The organism is Paenibacillus sp. FSL H7-0323, from assembly GCF_038002725.1.
Taxonomy (GTDB): Bacteria; Bacillota; Bacilli; order Paenibacillales; family Paenibacillaceae; genus Paenibacillus_AQ; species Paenibacillus_AQ odorifer.
In genome coordinates this window covers 4,257,444-4,276,545 of record NZ_JBBODB010000001.1, presented here as the reverse complement: position 1 = coordinate 4,276,545, position 19,102 = coordinate 4,257,444, and the positions used below count along the sequence as shown (strand labels likewise).

General features: G+C 45.9%; 21 protein-coding genes and 1 other annotated feature. All 21 genes read left to right on the top strand.

Annotation, left to right across the window (positions count from 1 at the left end; all coding sequences use genetic code 11):
* Position 1: 1 nt before the first annotated feature.
* Complete coding sequence (gene clpC / locus MHH89_RS19505) at positions 2 to 2,470, top strand: ATP-dependent protease ATP-binding subunit ClpC (protein WP_036680471.1); 2,469 nt, start codon at positions 2 to 4, stop codon at positions 2,468 to 2,470.
* A gap of 186 nt (positions 2,471 to 2,656) precedes the next feature.
* On the top strand, positions 2,657 to 4,024 hold the full coding sequence (gene radA, locus MHH89_RS19500; protein ID WP_341087893.1) for a DNA repair protein RadA: 1,368 nt from the start codon (positions 2,657 to 2,659) through the stop codon (positions 4,022 to 4,024).
* 13 nt (positions 4,025 to 4,037) lie between these two features.
* On the top strand, positions 4,038 to 5,114 hold the full coding sequence (gene disA / locus MHH89_RS19495) for a DNA integrity scanning diadenylate cyclase DisA (protein WP_036680475.1): 1,077 nt from the start codon (positions 4,038 to 4,040) through the stop codon (positions 5,112 to 5,114).
* 64 nt (positions 5,115 to 5,178) lie between these two features.
* Positions 5,179 to 5,916, top strand: a complete 738-nt coding sequence (gene pssA, locus MHH89_RS19490) for a CDP-diacylglycerol--serine O-phosphatidyltransferase (protein WP_036680477.1) — start codon at positions 5,179 to 5,181, stop codon at positions 5,914 to 5,916.
* Between the two features lie 177 nt (positions 5,917 to 6,093).
* Complete coding sequence (locus tag MHH89_RS19485) at positions 6,094 to 7,182, top strand: PIN/TRAM domain-containing protein (RefSeq protein ID WP_036680481.1); 1,089 nt, start codon at positions 6,094 to 6,096, stop codon at positions 7,180 to 7,182.
* Positions 7,183 to 7,277: 95 nt separating this feature from the next.
* Positions 7,278 to 7,976, top strand: a complete 699-nt coding sequence (gene ispD / locus MHH89_RS19480; protein WP_076130021.1) for a 2-C-methyl-D-erythritol 4-phosphate cytidylyltransferase — start codon at positions 7,278 to 7,280, stop codon at positions 7,974 to 7,976.
* Positions 7,973 to 8,461, top strand: a complete 489-nt coding sequence (gene ispF, locus MHH89_RS19475) for a 2-C-methyl-D-erythritol 2,4-cyclodiphosphate synthase (RefSeq protein ID WP_036680486.1) — start codon at positions 7,973 to 7,975, stop codon at positions 8,459 to 8,461. Before ispD ends, ispF begins: the two co-directional genes overlap by 4 nt.
* A gap of 51 nt (positions 8,462 to 8,512) precedes the next feature.
* Positions 8,513 to 9,976 carry a glutamate--tRNA ligase gene (gene gltX / locus MHH89_RS19470; protein WP_036680487.1) on the top strand — a complete coding sequence of 488 codons (1,464 nt, stop codon included), beginning with the start codon at positions 8,513 to 8,515 and terminating at the stop codon, positions 9,974 to 9,976.
* Positions 9,977 to 10,529: 553 nt separating this feature from the next.
* Complete coding sequence (gene cysE, locus MHH89_RS19465) at positions 10,530 to 11,222, top strand: serine O-acetyltransferase (RefSeq protein WP_036680489.1); 693 nt, start codon at positions 10,530 to 10,532, stop codon at positions 11,220 to 11,222.
* Between the two features lie 49 nt (positions 11,223 to 11,271).
* On the top strand, positions 11,272 to 12,678 hold the full coding sequence (gene cysS, locus MHH89_RS19460) for a cysteine--tRNA ligase (RefSeq protein WP_076130023.1): 1,407 nt from the start codon (positions 11,272 to 11,274) through the stop codon (positions 12,676 to 12,678).
* Positions 12,675 to 13,109, top strand: coding sequence for a Mini-ribonuclease 3 (locus MHH89_RS19455; protein WP_076099622.1), 435 nt, complete (start codon positions 12,675 to 12,677; stop codon positions 13,107 to 13,109). Before cysS ends, MHH89_RS19455 begins: the two co-directional genes overlap by 4 nt.
* Before the next feature lie 36 nt (positions 13,110 to 13,145).
* Complete coding sequence (rlmB, locus tag MHH89_RS19450; protein WP_076105935.1) at positions 13,146 to 13,910, top strand: 23S rRNA (guanosine(2251)-2'-O)-methyltransferase RlmB; 765 nt, start codon at positions 13,146 to 13,148, stop codon at positions 13,908 to 13,910.
* A 2-nt stretch (positions 13,911 to 13,912) separates the two neighbouring features.
* Positions 13,913 to 14,434 carry an NYN domain-containing protein gene (locus MHH89_RS19445; RefSeq protein WP_036680494.1) on the top strand — a complete coding sequence of 174 codons (522 nt, stop codon included), beginning with the start codon at positions 13,913 to 13,915 and terminating at the stop codon, positions 14,432 to 14,434.
* A gap of 158 nt (positions 14,435 to 14,592) precedes the next feature.
* Positions 14,593 to 15,237, top strand: a complete 645-nt coding sequence (gene sigH, locus MHH89_RS19440; RefSeq protein WP_036680496.1) for an RNA polymerase sporulation sigma factor SigH — start codon at positions 14,593 to 14,595, stop codon at positions 15,235 to 15,237.
* Positions 15,238 to 15,628: 391 nt separating this feature from the next.
* A complete protein-coding gene (gene rpmG / locus MHH89_RS19435) occupies positions 15,629 to 15,778 on the top strand; it encodes a 50S ribosomal protein L33 (protein ID WP_076099620.1) in 150 nt (49 codons plus the stop codon).
* 20 nt (positions 15,779 to 15,798) lie between these two features.
* The gene (gene secE, locus MHH89_RS19430; protein WP_036680497.1) at positions 15,799 to 15,990 is read left to right on the top strand and encodes a preprotein translocase subunit SecE; all 192 of its coding nucleotides are present in this window, start codon (positions 15,799 to 15,801) and stop codon (positions 15,988 to 15,990) included.
* Between the two features lie 21 nt (positions 15,991 to 16,011).
* Complete coding sequence (nusG, locus tag MHH89_RS19425) at positions 16,012 to 16,545, top strand: transcription termination/antitermination protein NusG (protein ID WP_036680499.1); 534 nt, start codon at positions 16,012 to 16,014, stop codon at positions 16,543 to 16,545.
* Positions 16,546 to 16,619: 74 nt separating this feature from the next.
* Entirely contained in the window at positions 16,620 to 17,045 is a 426-nt protein-coding gene (gene rplK / locus MHH89_RS19420; protein WP_036680502.1) for a 50S ribosomal protein L11, read from the top strand.
* An 82-nt stretch (positions 17,046 to 17,127) separates the two neighbouring features.
* Positions 17,128 to 17,820 (top strand): 50S ribosomal protein L1, encoded by a 693-nt coding sequence (gene rplA, locus MHH89_RS19415; protein ID WP_076310583.1) that lies wholly within the window; start codon positions 17,128 to 17,130, stop codon positions 17,818 to 17,820.
* Between the two features lie 67 nt (positions 17,821 to 17,887).
* Positions 17,888 to 18,040 (top strand) — a sequence feature (ribosomal protein L10 leader region).
* A 64-nt stretch (positions 18,041 to 18,104) separates the two neighbouring features.
* A complete protein-coding gene (gene rplJ, locus MHH89_RS19410; RefSeq protein ID WP_076099619.1) occupies positions 18,105 to 18,608 on the top strand; it encodes a 50S ribosomal protein L10 in 504 nt (167 codons plus the stop codon).
* Positions 18,609 to 18,673: 65 nt separating this feature from the next.
* Entirely contained in the window at positions 18,674 to 19,033 is a 360-nt protein-coding gene (gene rplL, locus MHH89_RS19405; protein ID WP_036680508.1) for a 50S ribosomal protein L7/L12, read from the top strand.
* Positions 19,034 to 19,102: the final 69 nt, after the last annotated feature.

Here is a 19,102-nt window from a genome sequence, read left to right as displayed (position 1 = left end):
TATGATGTTTGGAAGATTTACGGAACGCGCACAAAAAGTGCTAGCGCTAGCGCAGGAAGAAGCTGTTCGTTTAGGACACAACAATATTGGCACAGAACATATTTTGCTAGGACTTATTCGTGAAGGAGACGGCATTGCTGCTAAAGCATTAATCGCTTTGGGTCTGGGTCTTGAAAAAATCCAGGACGAAGTGGAGACACTGATTGGCAGAGGCCAAGAACAACCTACGAACATTGCTTATACTCCTCGCGCCAAAAAAGTAATCGAGTTGTCGATGGACGAAGCCCGCAAGCTGGGACATACGTATGTCGGCACTGAGCATATTCTGCTAGGACTTATTCGTGAAGGAGAAGGTGTCGCGGCTCGTGTGCTTAATAACCTCGGCATCAGCTTGAACAAAGCTCGTCAGCAAGTGCTTCAGCTTCTGGGAAGCAGCGAGGCTGCATCCAGTCATAGCGGAACACCTGCTAATGTCAGCACACCTACTCTAGACGGTCTAGCACGCGATTTGACGGCTTATGCCAAGGATGGCAACCTGGATCCAGTTATCGGTCGCAGCAAGGAAATTGAACGTGTTATTCAGGTACTGAGCCGCCGGACGAAGAACAACCCGGTGTTGATAGGTGAACCTGGGGTTGGTAAAACAGCTATTGCTGAAGGCTTGGCCCAAAAGATCATTAATAATGAAATTCCAGAAACACTGCGCGACAAACGCGTAATGACGCTCGATATGGGCTCTGTAGTGGCTGGTACTAAATATCGCGGTGAGTTTGAAGACCGCCTCAAGAAAATCATGGATGAGATTCGCCAAGCGGGGAATATCGTACTCTTTATCGATGAGCTTCATACGCTGATCGGTGCTGGTGGCGCAGAAGGTGCTATTGATGCTTCCAACATTCTTAAGCCGGCTTTAGCCCGCGGAGAACTTCAGTGCATCGGTGCGACTACGCTGGATGAATATCGTAAATATATTGAAAAAGATGCAGCTTTGGAGCGTCGTTTCCAACCGATTACGGTGGATCAGCCATCTCCAGAAGAAGCGGTACAAATTTTATTTGGACTTCGCGATCGTTATGAAGCACATCACCGTGTGAAAATTACGGATGAAGCTATCGTGGAAGCTGTAAAGCTGTCTGATCGTTACATTCCGGATCGTTTCCTGCCGGATAAAGCCATTGACCTTATCGATGAAGCAGGGTCTAAAGTAAGGCTTCACTCTTACACTATCCCGCCAAATCTGAAGGAACTAGAAATGCGCTTGGATGATATCCGCAAGGAGAAGGATTCTGCTGTTCAGAGCCAAGAGTTTGAGAAAGCGGCTGCCCTGCGTGATACGGAGCAAAAAATCCGTGAAGAGCTTGATACGACTAAGAACCAGTGGAAAGAAAAACAAGGACGTACCGATTCTGAAGTTACACCTGAAGATATCGCACAGGTTGTTGCAAGCTGGACGGGAATCCCTGTAAGCAAGCTGAAGGAAGAAGAGACCGACCGTCTGCTTAACATGGAAGCTCTGCTGCATGAACGAGTGATTGGTCAGGACGAAGCTGTTAAGGCTGTCAGCCGGGCATTGCGCCGGGCGCGTGCGGGTCTTAAAGATCCGAAACGTCCAATGGGCTCCTTTATCTTCCTCGGTCCTACGGGTGTAGGTAAAACTGAGTTGGCACGTGCGCTTGCTGAAGCTATGTTCGGCGATGAAAATGCGGTCATCCGTATTGATATGTCGGAATACATGGAGAAGCACTCCACGTCCCGTTTAGTTGGTGCTCCTCCTGGATATGTCGGCTATGAAGAAGGCGGCCAATTAACAGAGAAGGTACGTCGTAAACCATACTCTGTAGTACTGCTTGATGAAATTGAAAAAGCACATCCGGAAGTATTCAACATTTTGCTGCAAGTGCTTGAAGATGGTCGCCTTACCGACTCCAAAGGCCGGGTAGTTGACTTCCGCAATACACTTATCATTCTGACCTCTAACGTAGGCGCACAGGCAATCAAGAAGAATTCAACGCTTGGATTCACGGCTGTGCAAGATGCAGGAGCAGAATACGGCAATATGAAGGGCAAGGTTATGGAAGAGCTCAAGAAGAGCTTCCGTCCAGAGTTCTTGAACCGGATCGACGAAATCATCGTCTTCCACTCACTCGATGAGAAACATATCGCTGAGATCGTTACGTTGATGTCTGATGAGCTGCGCAAGCGCCTGCGTGAATATGATGTTGATTTTGTACTCACGGATGCAGCGAAGGCCTTCTTGGCTAAAGAAGGTTATGACCCAGCCTTTGGTGCACGTCCATTGCGCCGGGCAATTCAGAAGCATATTGAGGACCGTCTTTCTGAGGAATTGTTGAGAGGAAATATCCAAAAGGGTGATTCCCTCAATATTGATGAGGTCGGCGGAGAACTTGTGGTGACTAAAGTGGACGCTCCAGTAGCGCCAGCGCTTGAAAAAGAAGTAGAATCCGAATAAAATAAACAAGGCTTTCGCTCCTTATTTATAGAGGAGCGGAAGCTTTTTTTATTGGAAATAGATCAATTTAAAATATACATTTAATGCAAATACCGAATGACCTTTCGTTAAAGGGGTAGAAATGGTAAACTTTCATTAGAAGAAAATGATCCGAATTGTAAACAGTTCGGACCGTAAGGAGAACAAATGGCTAAAGCAAAAACAAAATTTTTTTGCACCGACTGTGGATACGAATCGCCAAAATGGTTCGGGAAATGCCCAGGGTGCCAGGCTTGGAACTCCATGGTGGAGGAAACGGAAAGCGTAGTCAAAACACAGGGAATGAATGCCCCTATTTTTCATAGTAAAGAAAAGGCACAGTCGATCATAAGTATAGAAAGTGACAAGGAACCGCGCATACTGACAGGTATAGGTGAGCTTAACCGTGTTCTCGGTGGGGGGATCGTACCAGGATCGCTGGTACTAGTAGGGGGAGACCCAGGAATCGGTAAATCTACGCTCTTATTACAGACCTCGCACGCCCTTACAACACAGGGATTGCGAGTATTGTATATCTCGGGCGAAGAATCGGTAAGGCAAACTAAGCTGCGCGCGGATCGCCTCGATGCGTTGTCAACGGAGCTTTATGTACTATGTGAGACAAATATGGAAAGCATAGAAGAAGCGATCGAACAAATCCAGCCACAATTTCTTGTCATCGATTCTATTCAGACCGTATTTATGCCAGAAGTAACGAGTGCGCCAGGCAGCGTGACCCAGGTTCGGGAGTGTACGACAAGATTTATGCGTATCGCTAAGATTCGTGGAATTGCAACAGTTCTCGTTGGTCATGTTACCAAGGAAGGGGCTATTGCTGGACCACGGATGCTTGAACATATGGTGGACTGCGTGCTGTATTTTGAGGGTGAGCGGCATCATACGTATAGACTTTTGCGGGCTGTAAAAAACCGCTTTGGCTCTACGAATGAAATCGGCATTTTCGAAATGGGTGAAGCGGGGCTTACCGAAGTAGAGAATCCATCGGAGCTCTTTTTATCGGAACGTCCGCTTGGCGTGGCTGGTTCTACTGTGGTGGCAAGTATGGAGGGAACTAGACCTGTGCTTGTAGAAATTCAGGCACTTGTTGCTGCCACCCACTTCCCTTCCCCACGGCGAATGTGCACAGGCATGGATCACCAGCGGATGGCACTTATTATCGCTGTACTCGAGAAACGGATGGGCATGTTCCTGCAGAATCAGGATGCATACCTTAATGTTGCCGGGGGAGTAAAGCTGGATGAACCGGCGATTGATCTAGCTGTAGCTATTAGTATCGCCTCCAGTTTTCGTGATATTTCAACAAAACCTTACGACGTTTTCTTCGGAGAAGTAGGACTTACCGGTGAGGTAAGAGGCGTTTCGCGCGCGGAAATGCGCGTTAAGGAGGCCGCAAAGCTTGGCTTCCGGCGGGTGATTATGCCTGAAAAGAGCATGAAGGGATGGAAGCACCCGCAAGATATCCAGATTATTGGCGTCAGTACCGTAGCAGATGCACTATCGGTCGCGTTAGATTAGGGGGCACAGGGATATGAAAGAATATAACCAATTAGAGAATATGAATGATCTGCTCAGACTGGCGGCACCGGGTACACCTTTTCGGGAAGGTTTGGAGAATGTGCTGCGCGCTAAGACAGGGGCACTTATTGTCGTAGGGTACAGTCCTGAGGTGATGGACGTAGTGGATGGCGGATTCTCCATTAACTGCGATTTTTCGCCCAATTATTTATATGAGCTAGCTAAAATGGACGGAGCTATTATTCTAAGTGAGGATTTAAAGCGTATATTGTATGCTAATACACAACTTATACCGGATTCTTCTATCTCATCCATCGAGACGGGGATCCGTCACCGGACCGCGGAGCGGGTAGCGAAGCAAACGGGTAAGCTGGTGGTTTCCATTTCACAACGCCGCAATATCATCACGCTTTATCAAGGCTCGATACGTTATGCACTCAAAGAGATCGGGGCTATTTTGGCAAAGGCTAACCAAGCGATTCAGACACTTGAGAAGTATAAAGCAGTGCTCACGCAAGGACTGACGAATTTGTCAGCTTCAGAATATGAGGGCATTGTTACCGTTGCTGAAGTAGTGGGTGTTATCCAGCGTGTAGAGATGGTTTTGCGCATAAAAATGGAGATCAAACGCTATATCAACGAATTGGGCAACGAAGGACGCCTGATCAGCATGCAGATGGAAGAACTGGTTGGAAATACAGAGGAAGAAGCATGGCTTCTATACAGAGACTATGCTAAGGAAGAGCAGGAAGATAAAATCCGTGAAATTATCGCCGGTCTCAAACGGATAAGCGATGATGATCTGATGGATGATAACCATATTGCCCGTATACTGGGTTATTCCTCTACGGCAATTACCTCTGAAGAAGTGGTGACTCCACGTGGTTATCGCCTGCTTAACAAAATTCCGCGGCTTCCGAATGTGATCATTCACAATCTGGTGGAGCGGTTTGAAATGCTGCCTAATTTGATGTCCGCAAGCATAGCTGAATTGGATGAAGTGGACGGAATTGGGGAGGTGCGGGCCCGTAATATTCAGGATGGGCTCAAACGTTTACAGAAGCAAGTTCTTATTGACAGGCAAATGTAAATAACATACAATCACGTAATATTGGGGACGTTAAAGGCCAAAGTTAGAAAATTGAGGTGAAGAAATGATACAAAAATCAATTCCGAGTCTTTTTACGATAGGTAATTTGATGCTCGGAATGTTTGGTATCATGATGGCGTTTGACGGTAAGATTAGCATGGCCGCTATCATGGTTATTATTGCTATGCTGTTAGACGGCTTAGATGGTCGAGTAGCTCGCGCTCTAAAATGCGAAAGCGAATTTGGCAAGGAGTTGGACTCCTTATCTGATGTCGTTTCTTTCGGAGTCGCACCGGCCGTTATTTTGTACGTCTCAAGCCTGCAGGATTTAAACTCTGCATTAGGCTGGACAGTAACTGCAATTTTTCCGGTGTTTGGTGCTTTGCGCTTAGCCCGTTTTAATGTTCGTCCGGGGGTTCCGGGTTATTTTATCGGTTTGCCAATTCCTGCTGCAGGTGGTGTACTGGCCACATTAGCTCTTTTTAATAAAGATGTTTCGGCTCCGTTTATGATCGTTGCTACACTGCTCTTATCCTATTTGATGGTCAGCACTGTTAAATATCCTAATTTTAAAAAGATTGGATTGCCGAAAAAAGCGGTGGTTGGAGCGCCAGTGGTTATTGTTGTTGCAGTGGCTGTAGCTGTTGTGTTCCCAGAGCAAATCGCTAAGCTGATCTTTGTCTTACTTGGAATTTATGCATTATACGGCTTTAAGCAAAATATTGATCGGTTGACAGCCAGACGCCGTCATCGTCGTCGTAGCCGTTCAGAGGATAAAGTGTATCACTCCAAGAACGGTTAATCGGTCCATAAGGTAAGGTAACTGAATAAATTATGACCAAAGGTTTTGTCTTCCCTAGGGGATGGCAAAGCCTTTTTGCATTTCCAGCGCTACCCCAAGTTTATCGTCTTGAAAATTGGAACATACTGGTGAGGAATAGATCCATTTAGGATGAATAAAAAGGAGGTGCGTTAGGTTATGTGGAAAAAAGTGATTTTGTCTTTTGCCTTAATATGTGGTGCTTGGTCAGGTTTTTCGCTATACCATGCGCTCGAAAGAGGATTCCCCAAGGGGATGGAAAAGCTGGGTGAAAGCTTACCTGTAGAAGGAAGCATTTTATTTACGGTGCTGGGTGCCATTATTTTTTTGTTTGCGGGGTCTTTATGCGCGGAATGGGGAGGTTCAAAACTGCGGGAGGCGGTTCACTACTGTTCGCGTATTCCAATGAATGAATTAGCTGCAAGTGCAGCTGGGCTTACAGGGGGGCTTCTGTTATCTCTCCTGTTATACCCTGCAATGATCTGGCTTGGGAAAGCTGGGCAGCTGCTGCAAGTGCCAGCTACGTTGGCTTTTGGATATCTGGGGCTGCGGATCGGTTTGGAGAAAAAAGAGGAGCTTGCTGCGCTGTGGACATCTGGACGCTGGGGCCAAGCGGCTGAGCCGGAAGGCCGCGGGCTTGAGGAACATAAAATTCTCGACACAAGTGTTATTATCGATGGAAGAATCGCTGACATTTGTAAGACGGGATTTATTGAGGGAACCATTGTCATACCTGAATTCGTGCTTGAAGAGCTCCAGCATATTGCTGATTCTTCGGATCTGTTGAAGCGGAACCGGGGACGGCGTGGGCTTGATATTCTCAATAAAATTCAAAAAGAGCTTGATGTGAAGGTATTGATCTATGAGGGAGATTTTGAAGAAATCTCTGAGGTTGACAGTAAGTTAGTGAAGTTAGCGAAGGTACTCCAAGGTAAAGTAGTCACTAATGATTTCAACTTAAATAAGGTTTGCGAATTGCAGGGTGTTTCCGTTCTGAATATTAACGATCTGGCGAATGCTGTGAAGCCTGTAGTGCTGCCTGGTGAGGAAATCGTAGTTCAGGTCATTAAGGATGGCAAAGAACATGGGCAAGGGGTAGCCTACTTAGACGATGGAACGATGATTGTTGTAGAAGGCGGACGTGAATATATCGGGACTACGATGGAGGTTCTGGTCACTAGCGTGCTGCAAACTTCGGCTGGCCGAATGATATTTGCTAAGCCAAAACTTTTGGAAAAAGCGCAATAAGTGAAGATAAAGTGTATGGGGACTGTCCTATGGGTTGGAAATGCCCGCCAAACACGTTATGATGGGATTATACGTGAAAGACAGGAGCCAGATTAATGTCAAACAGTGTGGGCGTCGTCATTGTGGCGGCAGGCAGAGGAACGCGAATGGGAACTGCGGAGAGCAAGCAATATTTGTTACTGCAGGGGAAGCCGATTATCGTTCATACGCTGGAGGTATTCCAGCAGCACGAATTGATCTCTGAAATCGTGCTCGTAACCGGTGAAGAGGATATTGAACGCTGCCGGGAATGGATACAGCTCTATAAGCTGGACAAGGTTAAGGCTATAGTAACTGGTGGATCTGAGCGTCAGCATTCCGTACATAAAGGGTTGTTGAAACTTACGACACAGTGGGTAATGGTACATGATGGTGTTCGTCCGTTTGTACAGCCGAATGAAATTGAGGCTTGCTACGAACGAGCGAAGCAGATGGGTGCTTCGGTTCTTGCTGTACCCGTCAAGGATACGATCAAACAGGTGGATAATGAAGGACAGGTACTGTCTACGCCGGATCGGCGAAGTCTGTGGGCGATTCAAACCCCGCAGACTTTTCGTCTTTCTGATTTGCTGGAGGCTTATGCAGCGGCGGAGCGGGATGGCTTTCTGGGCACCGATGACTCCAGCTTGGCGGAGCGTGCGGGGATTCCGGTTTCTGTGGTAGAGGGAAGCTACAGAAATATTAAGATTACGACACCTGATGATTTGGATTATGCAGAATTCACAGAAAGAAACAGGGGAGAGGGACAATCATGATCGCTGTAGGACAAGGATTTGATGTGCATCAGCTGGTAGAGGGCAGGCCTTGTATTATTGGGGGAGTTACGATTCCTTACGAAAAAGGATTGCTTGGGCATTCCGATGCAGATGTGCTGCTGCATGCAGTTAGTGACGCGATTCTAGGCGCACTTGGACTTGGTGATATTGGCAGACATTTTCCGGATACAGATCCAGCCTTTAAGGACGCAGATAGCTTGAAGTTATTAGAAGAGGTATGGGCACTTGCTCGTGAGCGAGGATATAAGCTGGGAAATATCGATTCAACGATTATCGCCCAAAAGCCTAAGATGGCTCCGTACATTCCACAAATGACCGAGATTATCGCACGTGCGCTTAATGCCGACCCGTCCAAGGTGAATGTTAAAGCTACTACAACTGAGCAGCTTGGTTTTGCCGGACGCGGCGAAGGAATTGCCGCACAATCTATTGTCTGTCTACTCCAAGATGTGATATCATCTTGAGATGGTCTAAGTAGTAAATTAAGTTCAACCATATGAAGCGGAGGGAATACAATGACGGATGAAGTCCGGGTGCGTTACGCACCGAGCCCTACGGGACATTTACATATAGGTAACGCCAGAACGGCGCTGTTTAACTATCTGTTCGCCCGTAATAAAGGCGGTAAATTCATTATCAGAATTGAAGATACAGACGTAAAGCGCAATGTCGCTGGTGGTGAAGAGAGCCAGCTTAAGTATTTGAAATGGCTGGGTATGGATTGGGATGAGAGCGTTGATGTTGGCGGAGAGTACGGACCTTACCGTCAGACAGAACGTCTTGACTTATATCGTGTACATTGGCAGGATTTGCTGGACAGAGGTTTGGCTTACCGCTGCTATTGCACAGAGGAAGAGCTGGAAGCGGAACGTGAAGAACAGACTGCTCGCGGAGAAACGCCTCGTTATTCTGGCAAACACCGTGATCTGACTGAAGAGCAACGTTTAGCTTTTGAAGCTGAGGGACGAGTGGCTAGCATTCGCTTCCGTGTGCCAGAAGATCGTACGTATGCGTTTGATGATCTCGTAAAAGGCAGTATTTCTTTTGACACAAAAGAAATGGGTGACTTTGTTATTGTGAAGAAGGACGGAATTCCGACCTATAACTTCGCGGTAGCTGTTGACGATCATCTGATGGCTATTACTCACGTATTGCGTGGAGAAGACCATATTTCCAACACACCCCGCCAGCTTATGATCTATGAAGCGCTTGGCTGGGAGCCACCTTTATTTGGTCACATGACGCTTATTGTTGGCGACAACCACAAGAAGCTCAGCAAACGGGATGAATCCGTTATTCAGTTTATCGAGCAATATGATGAATTGGGTTACTTGCCTGAGGCTCTGGTTAACTTCATTTCTCTGCTTGGCTGGTCTCCAGAGGGAGAAGAAGAGATCTTCAGTAAAGAAGAACTTATTTCTATTTTTGATGCGGACCGTTTGTCCAAAAGCCCGGCTGTATTCGATAAAAACAAGCTGGCGCATCTGAATAATCATTATATTAAGCATGCTGATCCTAAACGGATCTCTGCGCTAGCTATTCCACATCTGCAAAAAGCGGGTAAAATACCTGCTGAGCTGAACGAAGAGCAACAAGCATGGGCGGAAAGCCTTGTCGCGTTGTATCAAGAGCAGATGACTGCAGCTTCTGACATCGTGGCGCTATCGGAACTGTTCTTCCGCAGTCACCTAGAGTTAGAGACGGAAGCAGCGCAGGTTCTGGCTGAAAGCCAAGTTCCTGAGGTATTGTCTGCTTTTCTGGCTAAGGTTGAAGCCTGTCAGGATTTCAGTGCAAGCAACATGGCTGTTCTGATTAAGGAAGTACAGAAAGAAACAGGTCATAAGGGCAAAGCACTCTTTATGCCAATTCGTGTGGCTCTGACCGGACAAACGCACGGACGTGATCTTAATATAACCATTGCTTTGCTCGGCAAAAACCGGGTCATCGAACGTTTGAAATCACAAATTAAGGGCGCTTAAGGTCGTATTTCATACGACTAAACCCCCTTGTCAGTATCTTGTCTTTTGCGCTAAGATAGAATTATATGATAATAGCTGTGATCAGGAAAAGTACGTCCATTGAAGACAATTGCCAGAGAGAATAACCGAGAAAGGGACACCCTTTCGGGCTGGGAGTTATTCATTTGTCCGGGGCAGAACATGCGCCTGTGAGCTGCACGGTTGAATGACCTTTTTAAGGCTCATTAGATCGCGCCGGGAACGTCGCCGTTAATGATGCCAAGTGGAACGAAGAAATTCTGCCGTTTGTTACAATAGCGGCTCATTTGATTCGTTCAAGCAGAGTGGAACCGCGGTTAAACGTCTCTGCAGCATTATGCTGCAGGGGCGTTTTTTGTCTAAATATAAGCAAAAATAATTTTCATACAATACTCTTTGTCTTATATTTCTACGAGATAACAAACCAAGCGAACACTCACCGCATATGTATGATAAGGATGATGGGCCTGGAGACAATACCTTTCTTGTGTACCTGTAAACAGGAGATAAGGAAGTTAAGAAGAGAGGAACCGTGATGTTTAAGCATATTAAGTCGGACATTCGGGCGGTATTTGATAACGATCCTGCTGCCCGCAGCTGGTTCGAGGTTGTCTTCACATATGCCGGCTTGCACGCCATTTGGGGTCACCGGATCGCCCACTCTTTTTTCAAACGCCGCTGGTATACAATGGCTCGTATGGTTTCGCAGTTTAGCAGATTTATGACTGGTGTTGAGATCCATCCTGGAGCTGTCATCGGAAATAGGCTGTTTATCGACCATGGTATGGGGATTGTTATTGGAGAAACCTGCGAAATCGGTGATGATGTTATAATCTATCAAGGGGTTACGCTTGGAGGAACAGGAAAAGAAAAAGGTAAGCGACATCCCACGGTCGGCAACAATGTAGTTATTGGTTCCGGTGCGAAGGTTTTAGGATCTTTTCGTATTGGTGACAATTCAAATATAGGTTCGAATGCAGTTGTGTTGCGTGAAGTGCCTAACAACAGTACAGTAGTAGGGAATCCAGGTCGTGTGGTAAAACGTAATGGAGAACGGGTATCCGATCGGCTCGATCATACGAAGATGCCTGACCCGCTTGTCGATTCACTGCGGTTTTTGCAGAAAGAAATCGAAGAAATTAGGGAAAAGCTTGGCGCAGAAGATAAACAAAAAACCGCACAGCGGATAGCAGAAGCTCAGCAGTATATTGGTGACTACGAAATTTAAGCATCCCGGTATGAAGGAATCCGGAAGAACAGAAAGGGCTGGAATAAGGATGGCTTTACAAATATATAACACAATGACACGCAGCAAGGAGCAGTTTGTGCCCCAGGAGCCGGGCAAAGTTAAGATGTATGTGTGTGGTCCAACCGTTTATGGATATATGCATATCGGAAATGCTAGACCTATAATTGTTTTTGATATGGTCCGGAATTACTTGGAGCAGTTAGGTAATGAGGTGCGGTATGTTACGAATTTCACGGATGTCGATGATAAACTGATTCGCAAAGCCGAAGAAATGAACACTACTGTAGCAGAGGTAGCGGAAACTTTTATTGCTGCTTACCGTGACGACCTGGAAGGGCTTGGTGTTAAACCGGCAACCTTGAATCCCCGTGTAACGGAAAGCATGGAGCTGATCATTGGATTTATTAAAGAGCTTGAGGAAAAAGGATACGCATACGAAAGCGGCGGCGATGTATATTACCGCACTTCAAAATTTGAAGACTACGGTAAATTATCTCGTCAGAATCTGGATGAGCTGCAGTTTGGTATCCGTGTTGAGGTGGACTCACGTAAGGAAAAACCGGAGGATTTTGTGCTTTGGAAAGCAGCCAAACCTGGTGAAGTGCACTGGAGTAGCCCTTGGGGAGACGGACGTCCCGGCTGGCATATTGAATGCTCGGCTATGGCGCGAGAGTTCTTGGGAGATACGATTGATATCCATGGTGGTGGACAAGATTTGCAGTTCCCGCATCATGAATGTGAATGCGCTCAGACCGAAGCTCTGACTGGTAAACCACTCTCTAATTACTGGATGCATAATGGATTCATCAACATCGGGGACGAGAAAATGTCGAAATCGCTCGGTAATGGCTGGCTTGTAAAAGACATCCGTGAGCGTTTTAAAGCAGGAGCTATCCGCTATTTCATGCTATCGACCCATTACCGTAACCCGCTGAATTTCTCAGAGGAATCTATGACTTCCGCCGAAAAGAGCGTTGAACGGATCACGCTTGCAGAGAGTAACGTTAAACATCGGCTTGAACTCGCTGCTGATGGTGCTCAAGGTGAGGTCAACTCAGAGATTAATGATAAGCTGTCAGCTATAGTGGCCAATTTCCATGCTAGAATGCAGGATGACTTTAATACGCCTGATGCGATCACGGCTATGTTCGATTGGGTGAGCCTGGCAAACCATACGCTTGCGAATAACGAGGCTGCTCCTGCTGATTTTGCTGCATTACTGCAAGCTTTTGGCGAAATGAATGCTGTGCTGCGATTGACGCCTGAACTGGAAGAGGAAATTGCAAGTGAAGAAGTTGAACGGTTGATCGCCGAGCGGGTTGAAGCTCGTAAGAATAAGAATTGGAGCCGGTCTGACGAGATCCGTGATGAATTAGGCCGCTTGGGCATATTGCTTGAGGATACTCCACAAGGAATGCGGTGGCGTCGTAAATGAGTGAGGAACGCAAGTTTGATAACGGATGGTTTCCTTATGAGCCTTCCAAACCTGCGCGACTACTTTCGCCTATTGTTCTAGCTTATGTAGGAGATGCTATTTATGAGGTGGCTGTTCGCCAGTATTTAGTATCTCTTCCGAATTTGCGTCCGAACCATTTGCATCGTTCTGCTACAGGGCTGGTATCCGCTAAAGCACAGTGTGCAATTCTGAACTTTTTGGAGCCTAGTCTCACGGAAGAGGAGAAGGATGTCGCCCGTCAGGGAAGAAATGCGAAATCGGGAAGTGTTCCTAAGAATGCGGATGTGCTTGAATACCGTCATGCTACAGCTTTTGAGTGCTTGATTGGTCACTTGTACTACACAGGACAACAGGAGAGAATAGAAGAAATTGTGCACAAGGGTATACAGTTTATGTTGAAACAGCCGTGATAGGCTTTGGTGAAATAGAAAATAGGAGAAGTGAACATGGAAGAAGAATTGAAGACTGAAGAGGAAATATTGGCAGGGAAGCATTCTGTGCTTGAAGCGCTTCGTGCTGGTCGTACATTAAATAAAATTTGGATTGCAGAGACAGCCCAGAAGCATCTGACAGCACCCATCGTTGCCGAAGCCCGGAAAGCGGGAATTGTCATTCAGCATGTGGACAAGCGTAAGCTGGATCAACTGGCACCAGGCGTGCAGCATCAAGGGGTGGTTGCACAAGCAGCACCATTTGCCTATGTTGAAGTGGATGATCTGTTAGCTATAGCAGAAGCCAAAGGGGAACCGGCATTCCTTATTTTGCTTGATGAAATTGAAGATCCTCATAACCTGGGCTCGATTCTGCGGACGGCGGATTGTACTGGAGTACATGGGGTAATCGTACCTAAACGCCGTTCGGCTCAGATAACTGCGACCGTGTCCAAAACATCCGCGGGTGCTGTGGAGTATGTTCCGGTTGCCCGGGTTACAAACCTGGGTCAGACCATTGACCGTCTAAAAGAGCAGGGAGTCTGGGTAGTAGGAACAGACGTGGATACCGATCAGAATCTATACCAATCCGATATTTTCACGGGTCCGGTAGCTGTTGTAATTGGCAATGAGAATAAAGGAATGGGACGCCTGATTCGTGAAAAATGTGATGTACTTCTTAAGCTGCCGATGGCCGGAAAGATCAATTCATTAAATGCCTCTGTCGCCGCAGGAGTCATTATGTATGAAGTGATACGCCGCCGGCAACAGCAGGGATAGCTATGGCCGACTGGCGCGATGTGCTGCTTGTGGATGGATATAACATGATCGGTGGCTGGCCGGAACTTGTGGCACTGTCCCAGATTGGTATGCAGGAAGCACGCGACCGCTTGATGGATTTGCTGGCAGATTACCAGGCTTTCTCTGGACGAAGAGTTATTGCTGTTTTTGATGCATACCGTGTTCCGGGGTTGGGAAGGTCTTTTGTCCAGGGTAAGGTCCAGGTGTACTTCACCAAGGAAAAAGAAACCGCAGATGAATGCATTGAGCGACTGGTTGGGGAATATAGCAATCGGCGCCGGCAGATCTATGTGGCTACGAGTGATTTTATAGAGCAGCATATTATTTTTGCACAAGGTGCATTGCGAATTTCGGCAAGGGAATTGCATCTGGAAATTGAAGAGAATCAGAAACAAGTAAAAAAAGCTATTGAACCTGGCGGTGTCAGTTCTACTCGTCATTCTTTGGAAGACAAACTGCCTCCCGATGTGCGCAGTAAGTTGGAAAAATGGCGCAGACAGTGAGATCGAGGAAGAATCAGGAAATATTTTATTCCAATTTATGCTATTCTAGATTGATTTTGGACAAACTCCGGTTGACGGTGGAAGGTAACATAATATATACTGATCCTATATTTCGCGAAGTAACGATGTGTCTTGCGTTGCAGCCGGGGGGATTCTTGGTGAGTGTCGACCTCAAGGAAATAATGCTGTCTGAGTATGATTTCATAAGTGATGAAGATATTGTCGAGGCTTTCCGTGGTGGCGACAGTGGCGCATTAGAACACTTGATTAATAAATACCGTAACTTTGTACGTGCTAAAGCCCGCTCTTATTTCTTGATCGGGGCAGACCGTGAAGATATTGTACAAGAAGGAATGATTGGTCTATACAAGGCTATTCGTGACTTTAAAGGTGACAAGCTCTCTTCATTCAAGGCTTTTGCTGAGCTCTGCATTACACGACAGATTATAACGGCTATTAAGACGGCCACTCGTCAGAAACATATTCCGCTGAACTCTTATGTTTCCTTGGACAAGCCCATTTATGACGAAGATTCTGATAGAACACTTATGGATGTCATTTGTGGAACACAGGTTCTAGATCCAGAAGAGCTAATTATTAATCAAGAAGAATTCATTGGTCTTGAAGATAAGATGGCGGAGATTCTAAGTGACTTGGAGCGCAAGGTTCTGATGTTGTATTTAGACGGAAGATCCTATCAAGAGATTGCTGAAGATCTTAAGCGGCATGTAAAGTCTATTGATAACGCTCTACAACGAGTAAAAAGGAAATTAGAAAGATATCTAGAAGTACGTGACAATTGATGATATAATGAACAAGAGAGGGCTCGGACATCGAGTTCTTTTTTTTAGTCTTTTTGAAATCACTCGGATAGAATTAGGTGCTTGCACCATAAATTACTATTTGAGCCGATTTTAGTCGTTGCCGTTGAAGGTAGGTTTATACACAGACGGAATACCCCATAATGGTAAGGAAGACAGCGAAGTGTGAGGAAGAGATAGACCCAAAGACAGGGTACGGCCATATGACTACTAAACCCGGAATTACCCAGTGCAGAACGGAATTCTTTCGTTGACACAGACCTTGACATTATGCTAAAGTGTTTTAGGTAGGCCTAAATTCGCGGCTTTTTTTTAGGATCAATATTTGCGTCTTCTAATGTGAATTAGAAGGACGTCTCGGGAGGTGCACATCATGCGGGTAATTATCACTTTGGCTTGTACAAGTTGCAAACAAAGAAACTATGCGACTACCAAAAACAAGCGAAATCACCCCGACCGCATGGAGATGAAGAAATTTTGCAAGTATTGTAACTCGCAAACTCCTCATCGCGAAACCAGATAGTCTGTGGAGGTGTAGTCGGCATGAAACGTAGTTTCAAGTCTATGTTTTCCTTTTTCACTGAGAGCTGGAGTGAACTCAAAAAGGTTCGCTGGCCAAGTCGTAAAGAATTGACCAACTATACATTGATCGTTCTCGGTACGATTGTAGTTGTCGCTATTTACTTCTGGGTTCTGGACATCGGTATTTCCGCTGTGATTGAAGCGATTATTTAGAGAGGTCCCAGGTGGCTTGATATGGAAAAAAGATGGTATGTCGTTCATACCTATTCTGGGTATGAGAATAAGGTCAAAGCCAATTTGGAAAAGCGCGTTGAGTCCATGGGCATGGAAGACAAAATATTCCGCGTTCTTGTTCCTATGGAAGAAGAAATCGTAAACAAAGACGGTAAGAAAAAAACCGTTATGCGTAAAGTTTACCCCGGATATGTTTTGGTGGAAATGGTTCAGACTGATGATTCCTGGTATGTTGTCCGCAATACTCCGGGCGTTACTGGATTTGTTGGTTCGACAGGCTCAGGGTCTAAACCAACAGCTTTGCTTCCGGAAGAGGTAGAACAAATTCTGAAGCATATGGGCATGGTTGAACCTAAAGCGAAGATTGATTTCGAAATCAAGGAATCCGTGCGTATTATGGTTGGTCCGTTTGCGAATTTTGTGGGCTCCGTGGAAGAAATTTTGGCTGACAAGAGCAAGATCAAAGTGCATGTTAACATGTTTGGACGGGAAACCCCGCTAGAGTTGGATTTCACTCAAGTGGAGAAAATATAACATAAGCTAGGGTTTCTTGTGGGAGAGCGCTATTGGCGTTCGAAGACCACTATTTTTGCAAGGAGGTGTCACTCATGGCTAAAAAAGTTATTAAAATGGTGAAACTGCAGATTCCTGCAGGGAAAGCGAATCCAGCGCCTCCAGTAGGTCCGGCGTTAGGTCAAGCAGGTGTCAACATCATGGCATTCTGTAAGGAATTTAATGCTCGTACTGCCGACCAGGCTGGCTTGATCATTCCGGTTGAAATTACAGTATTTGAAGACCGTTCCTTTACTTTCATCACTAAAACTCCTCCGGCTGCTGTTCTGCTTCGCATCGCTGCTAAAGTAGAAAAAGGATCCGGCGAACCAAACAAGAAAAAAGTAGCAAAAATCGGCCGCGCTGCGGTACGTGAAATTGCTGAAACAAAAATGCCTGACCTTAACGCTGCAACTGTTGAAGCTGCAATGCGTATGGTTGAAGGTACTGCACGCAGTATGGGTATCACAATCGAAGACTAGTAGTTTTCGAAGAATCGGTCATTCGTGACCCGCAAGTATGTGGGAGGAATTTCCGCTAACACCACAAAGGAGGAACATTTTCATGGCTAAACATGGTAAGAAATACCAAGAAGCTGCTAAGCTGATCAACAGCGAAGCAACTTACGAGCCTTCAGAAGCTGTAGAGCTTGTGAAAAAGGCAGCGACTGCTAAGTTCGACGAAACCGTTGAAGCAGCAGTTCGTCTGGGTGTAGACCCACGTAAACAAGACCAAGCAGTTCGTGGTGTTGTTGTCCTGCCTCACGGCACTGGTAAAACACAACGCGTGCTTGTATTTGCAAAAGGTGAAAAAGCGAAAGAGGCAGAAACTGCTGGCGCTGATTTTGTTGGTGATCAAGACATGATCAACAAAATTCAACAAGGCTGGTTTGAATTTGATGTCTGCGTAGCTACACCTGATATGATGAGTGAAGTCGGTAAACTGGGTCGTCTGCTTGGTGGTAAAGGTCTTATGCCTAACCCTAAAGCTGGCACAGTTACATTCGATGTTTCCAAGGCTGTGCAAGAAATCAAAGCCGGTAAAATCGAATACCGTCTCGACAAAGCAGGTCAAATTCACGCGCCAATCGGCAAAGTGTCCTTTGATGCTGCACAATTGAACGATAACCTTAAAGCTCTTATCGACGCTTTGAACCGTGCGAAACCAGCTGCTGCTAAAGGTGTATACCTTAAAGGCATCTCGATTTCTTCCACAATGGGACCTAGCGCTCGTGTGAACACAACCGTCTTCAGATAATTAAGGGTTGACTCTTTGAGTCGATTTTGATAATCTATAACAGTTGTGAAACTTAAGGTATCAATCTTAACCTTGAATATGCTTACCGTAGACAGTAGGTGCCTTAGTGCTTAATTTCCTACCGAGGTGTTGTGATAGAAACAAGAAGTAACGAGCTCGCTCGTATAACTTTCGTTTTATCAAGCCTTCGTGATTCTGCGGAGGCTTTTCTACTGCCTGCGTAGGAGCGGTGAAGCTTTCCTTGGAAAGAACGCCGACACATAAATTTTCAGGAGGTGTATACATTGGCAAATGCAAAAGTAATTCAAGCAAAACAAGACGCGGTTGACGTCGTTACTGCAAAACTGCAAAACAGTCTTTCGACTGTTGTAGCTGACTACCGTGGATTGAACGTTTCCCAAGTGACTGAACTGCGTAAGCAACTTCGTGAAGCTGGCGTTGAGTTTCAAGTCCTGAAGAACACATTGCTGCGTCGCGCAACTGCTGCGGCTGAGTTGAGTGAATTGGATGAAGTTTTGACTGGTCCAACAGCTATCGCATTCAGCACAACTGATGCAGTAGCACCAGCTAAAATTTTGAACGATTTCGCCAAGAAAAACGACGCTTTGAAATTGAAAGGCGGCGTAGTTGAAGGTCGTGTCATTGACGCGGAACAACTGAAAGCACTGGCTGAGCTTCCATCCCGCGATGGTTTGCTGTCCATGCTGCTTAGCGTACTTCAAGCTCCAATGCGCAACTTCGCGCTTGCAGTTAAAGCTGTTGCTGAAAAAGAAGAACAAAGCGCGTAAGCCTTTGACTCTTGCAGCATAATCAATACCACAAATAAATTTAAATATAAAATGGAGGTTCAATCATGAGTAAAGAAGCAATCTTGGAAGCAATTAAAGGCATGAGCGTATTGGAACTGAACGACCTGGTTAAAGCAATTGAAGAAGAATTCGGCGTAACTGCAGCAGCTCCAGTAGCAGCTGGCGGTGCAGTAGCAGCAGTAGCTGAAGAGCAATCCGAATTTGACGTAATTTTGACAGGCGCTGGCGCTTCCAAAATCAACGTTATCAAAATCGTTCGCGAAATCACTGGTCTTGGCTTGAAAGAAGCTAAAGATCTTGTAGACAACGCACCAAAAGCAATCAAAGAAAAAGTAAGCAAAGACGAAGCCGAAGCTACTAAAGCAAAATTGGAAGAAGCAGGCGCAGCTGTAGAAGTGAAGTAATTCCTTCTATTACTGAAAACCCCTTGAACTTGTTCAAGGGGTTTGTTTTATAAATAGAGTTAGTAGGGC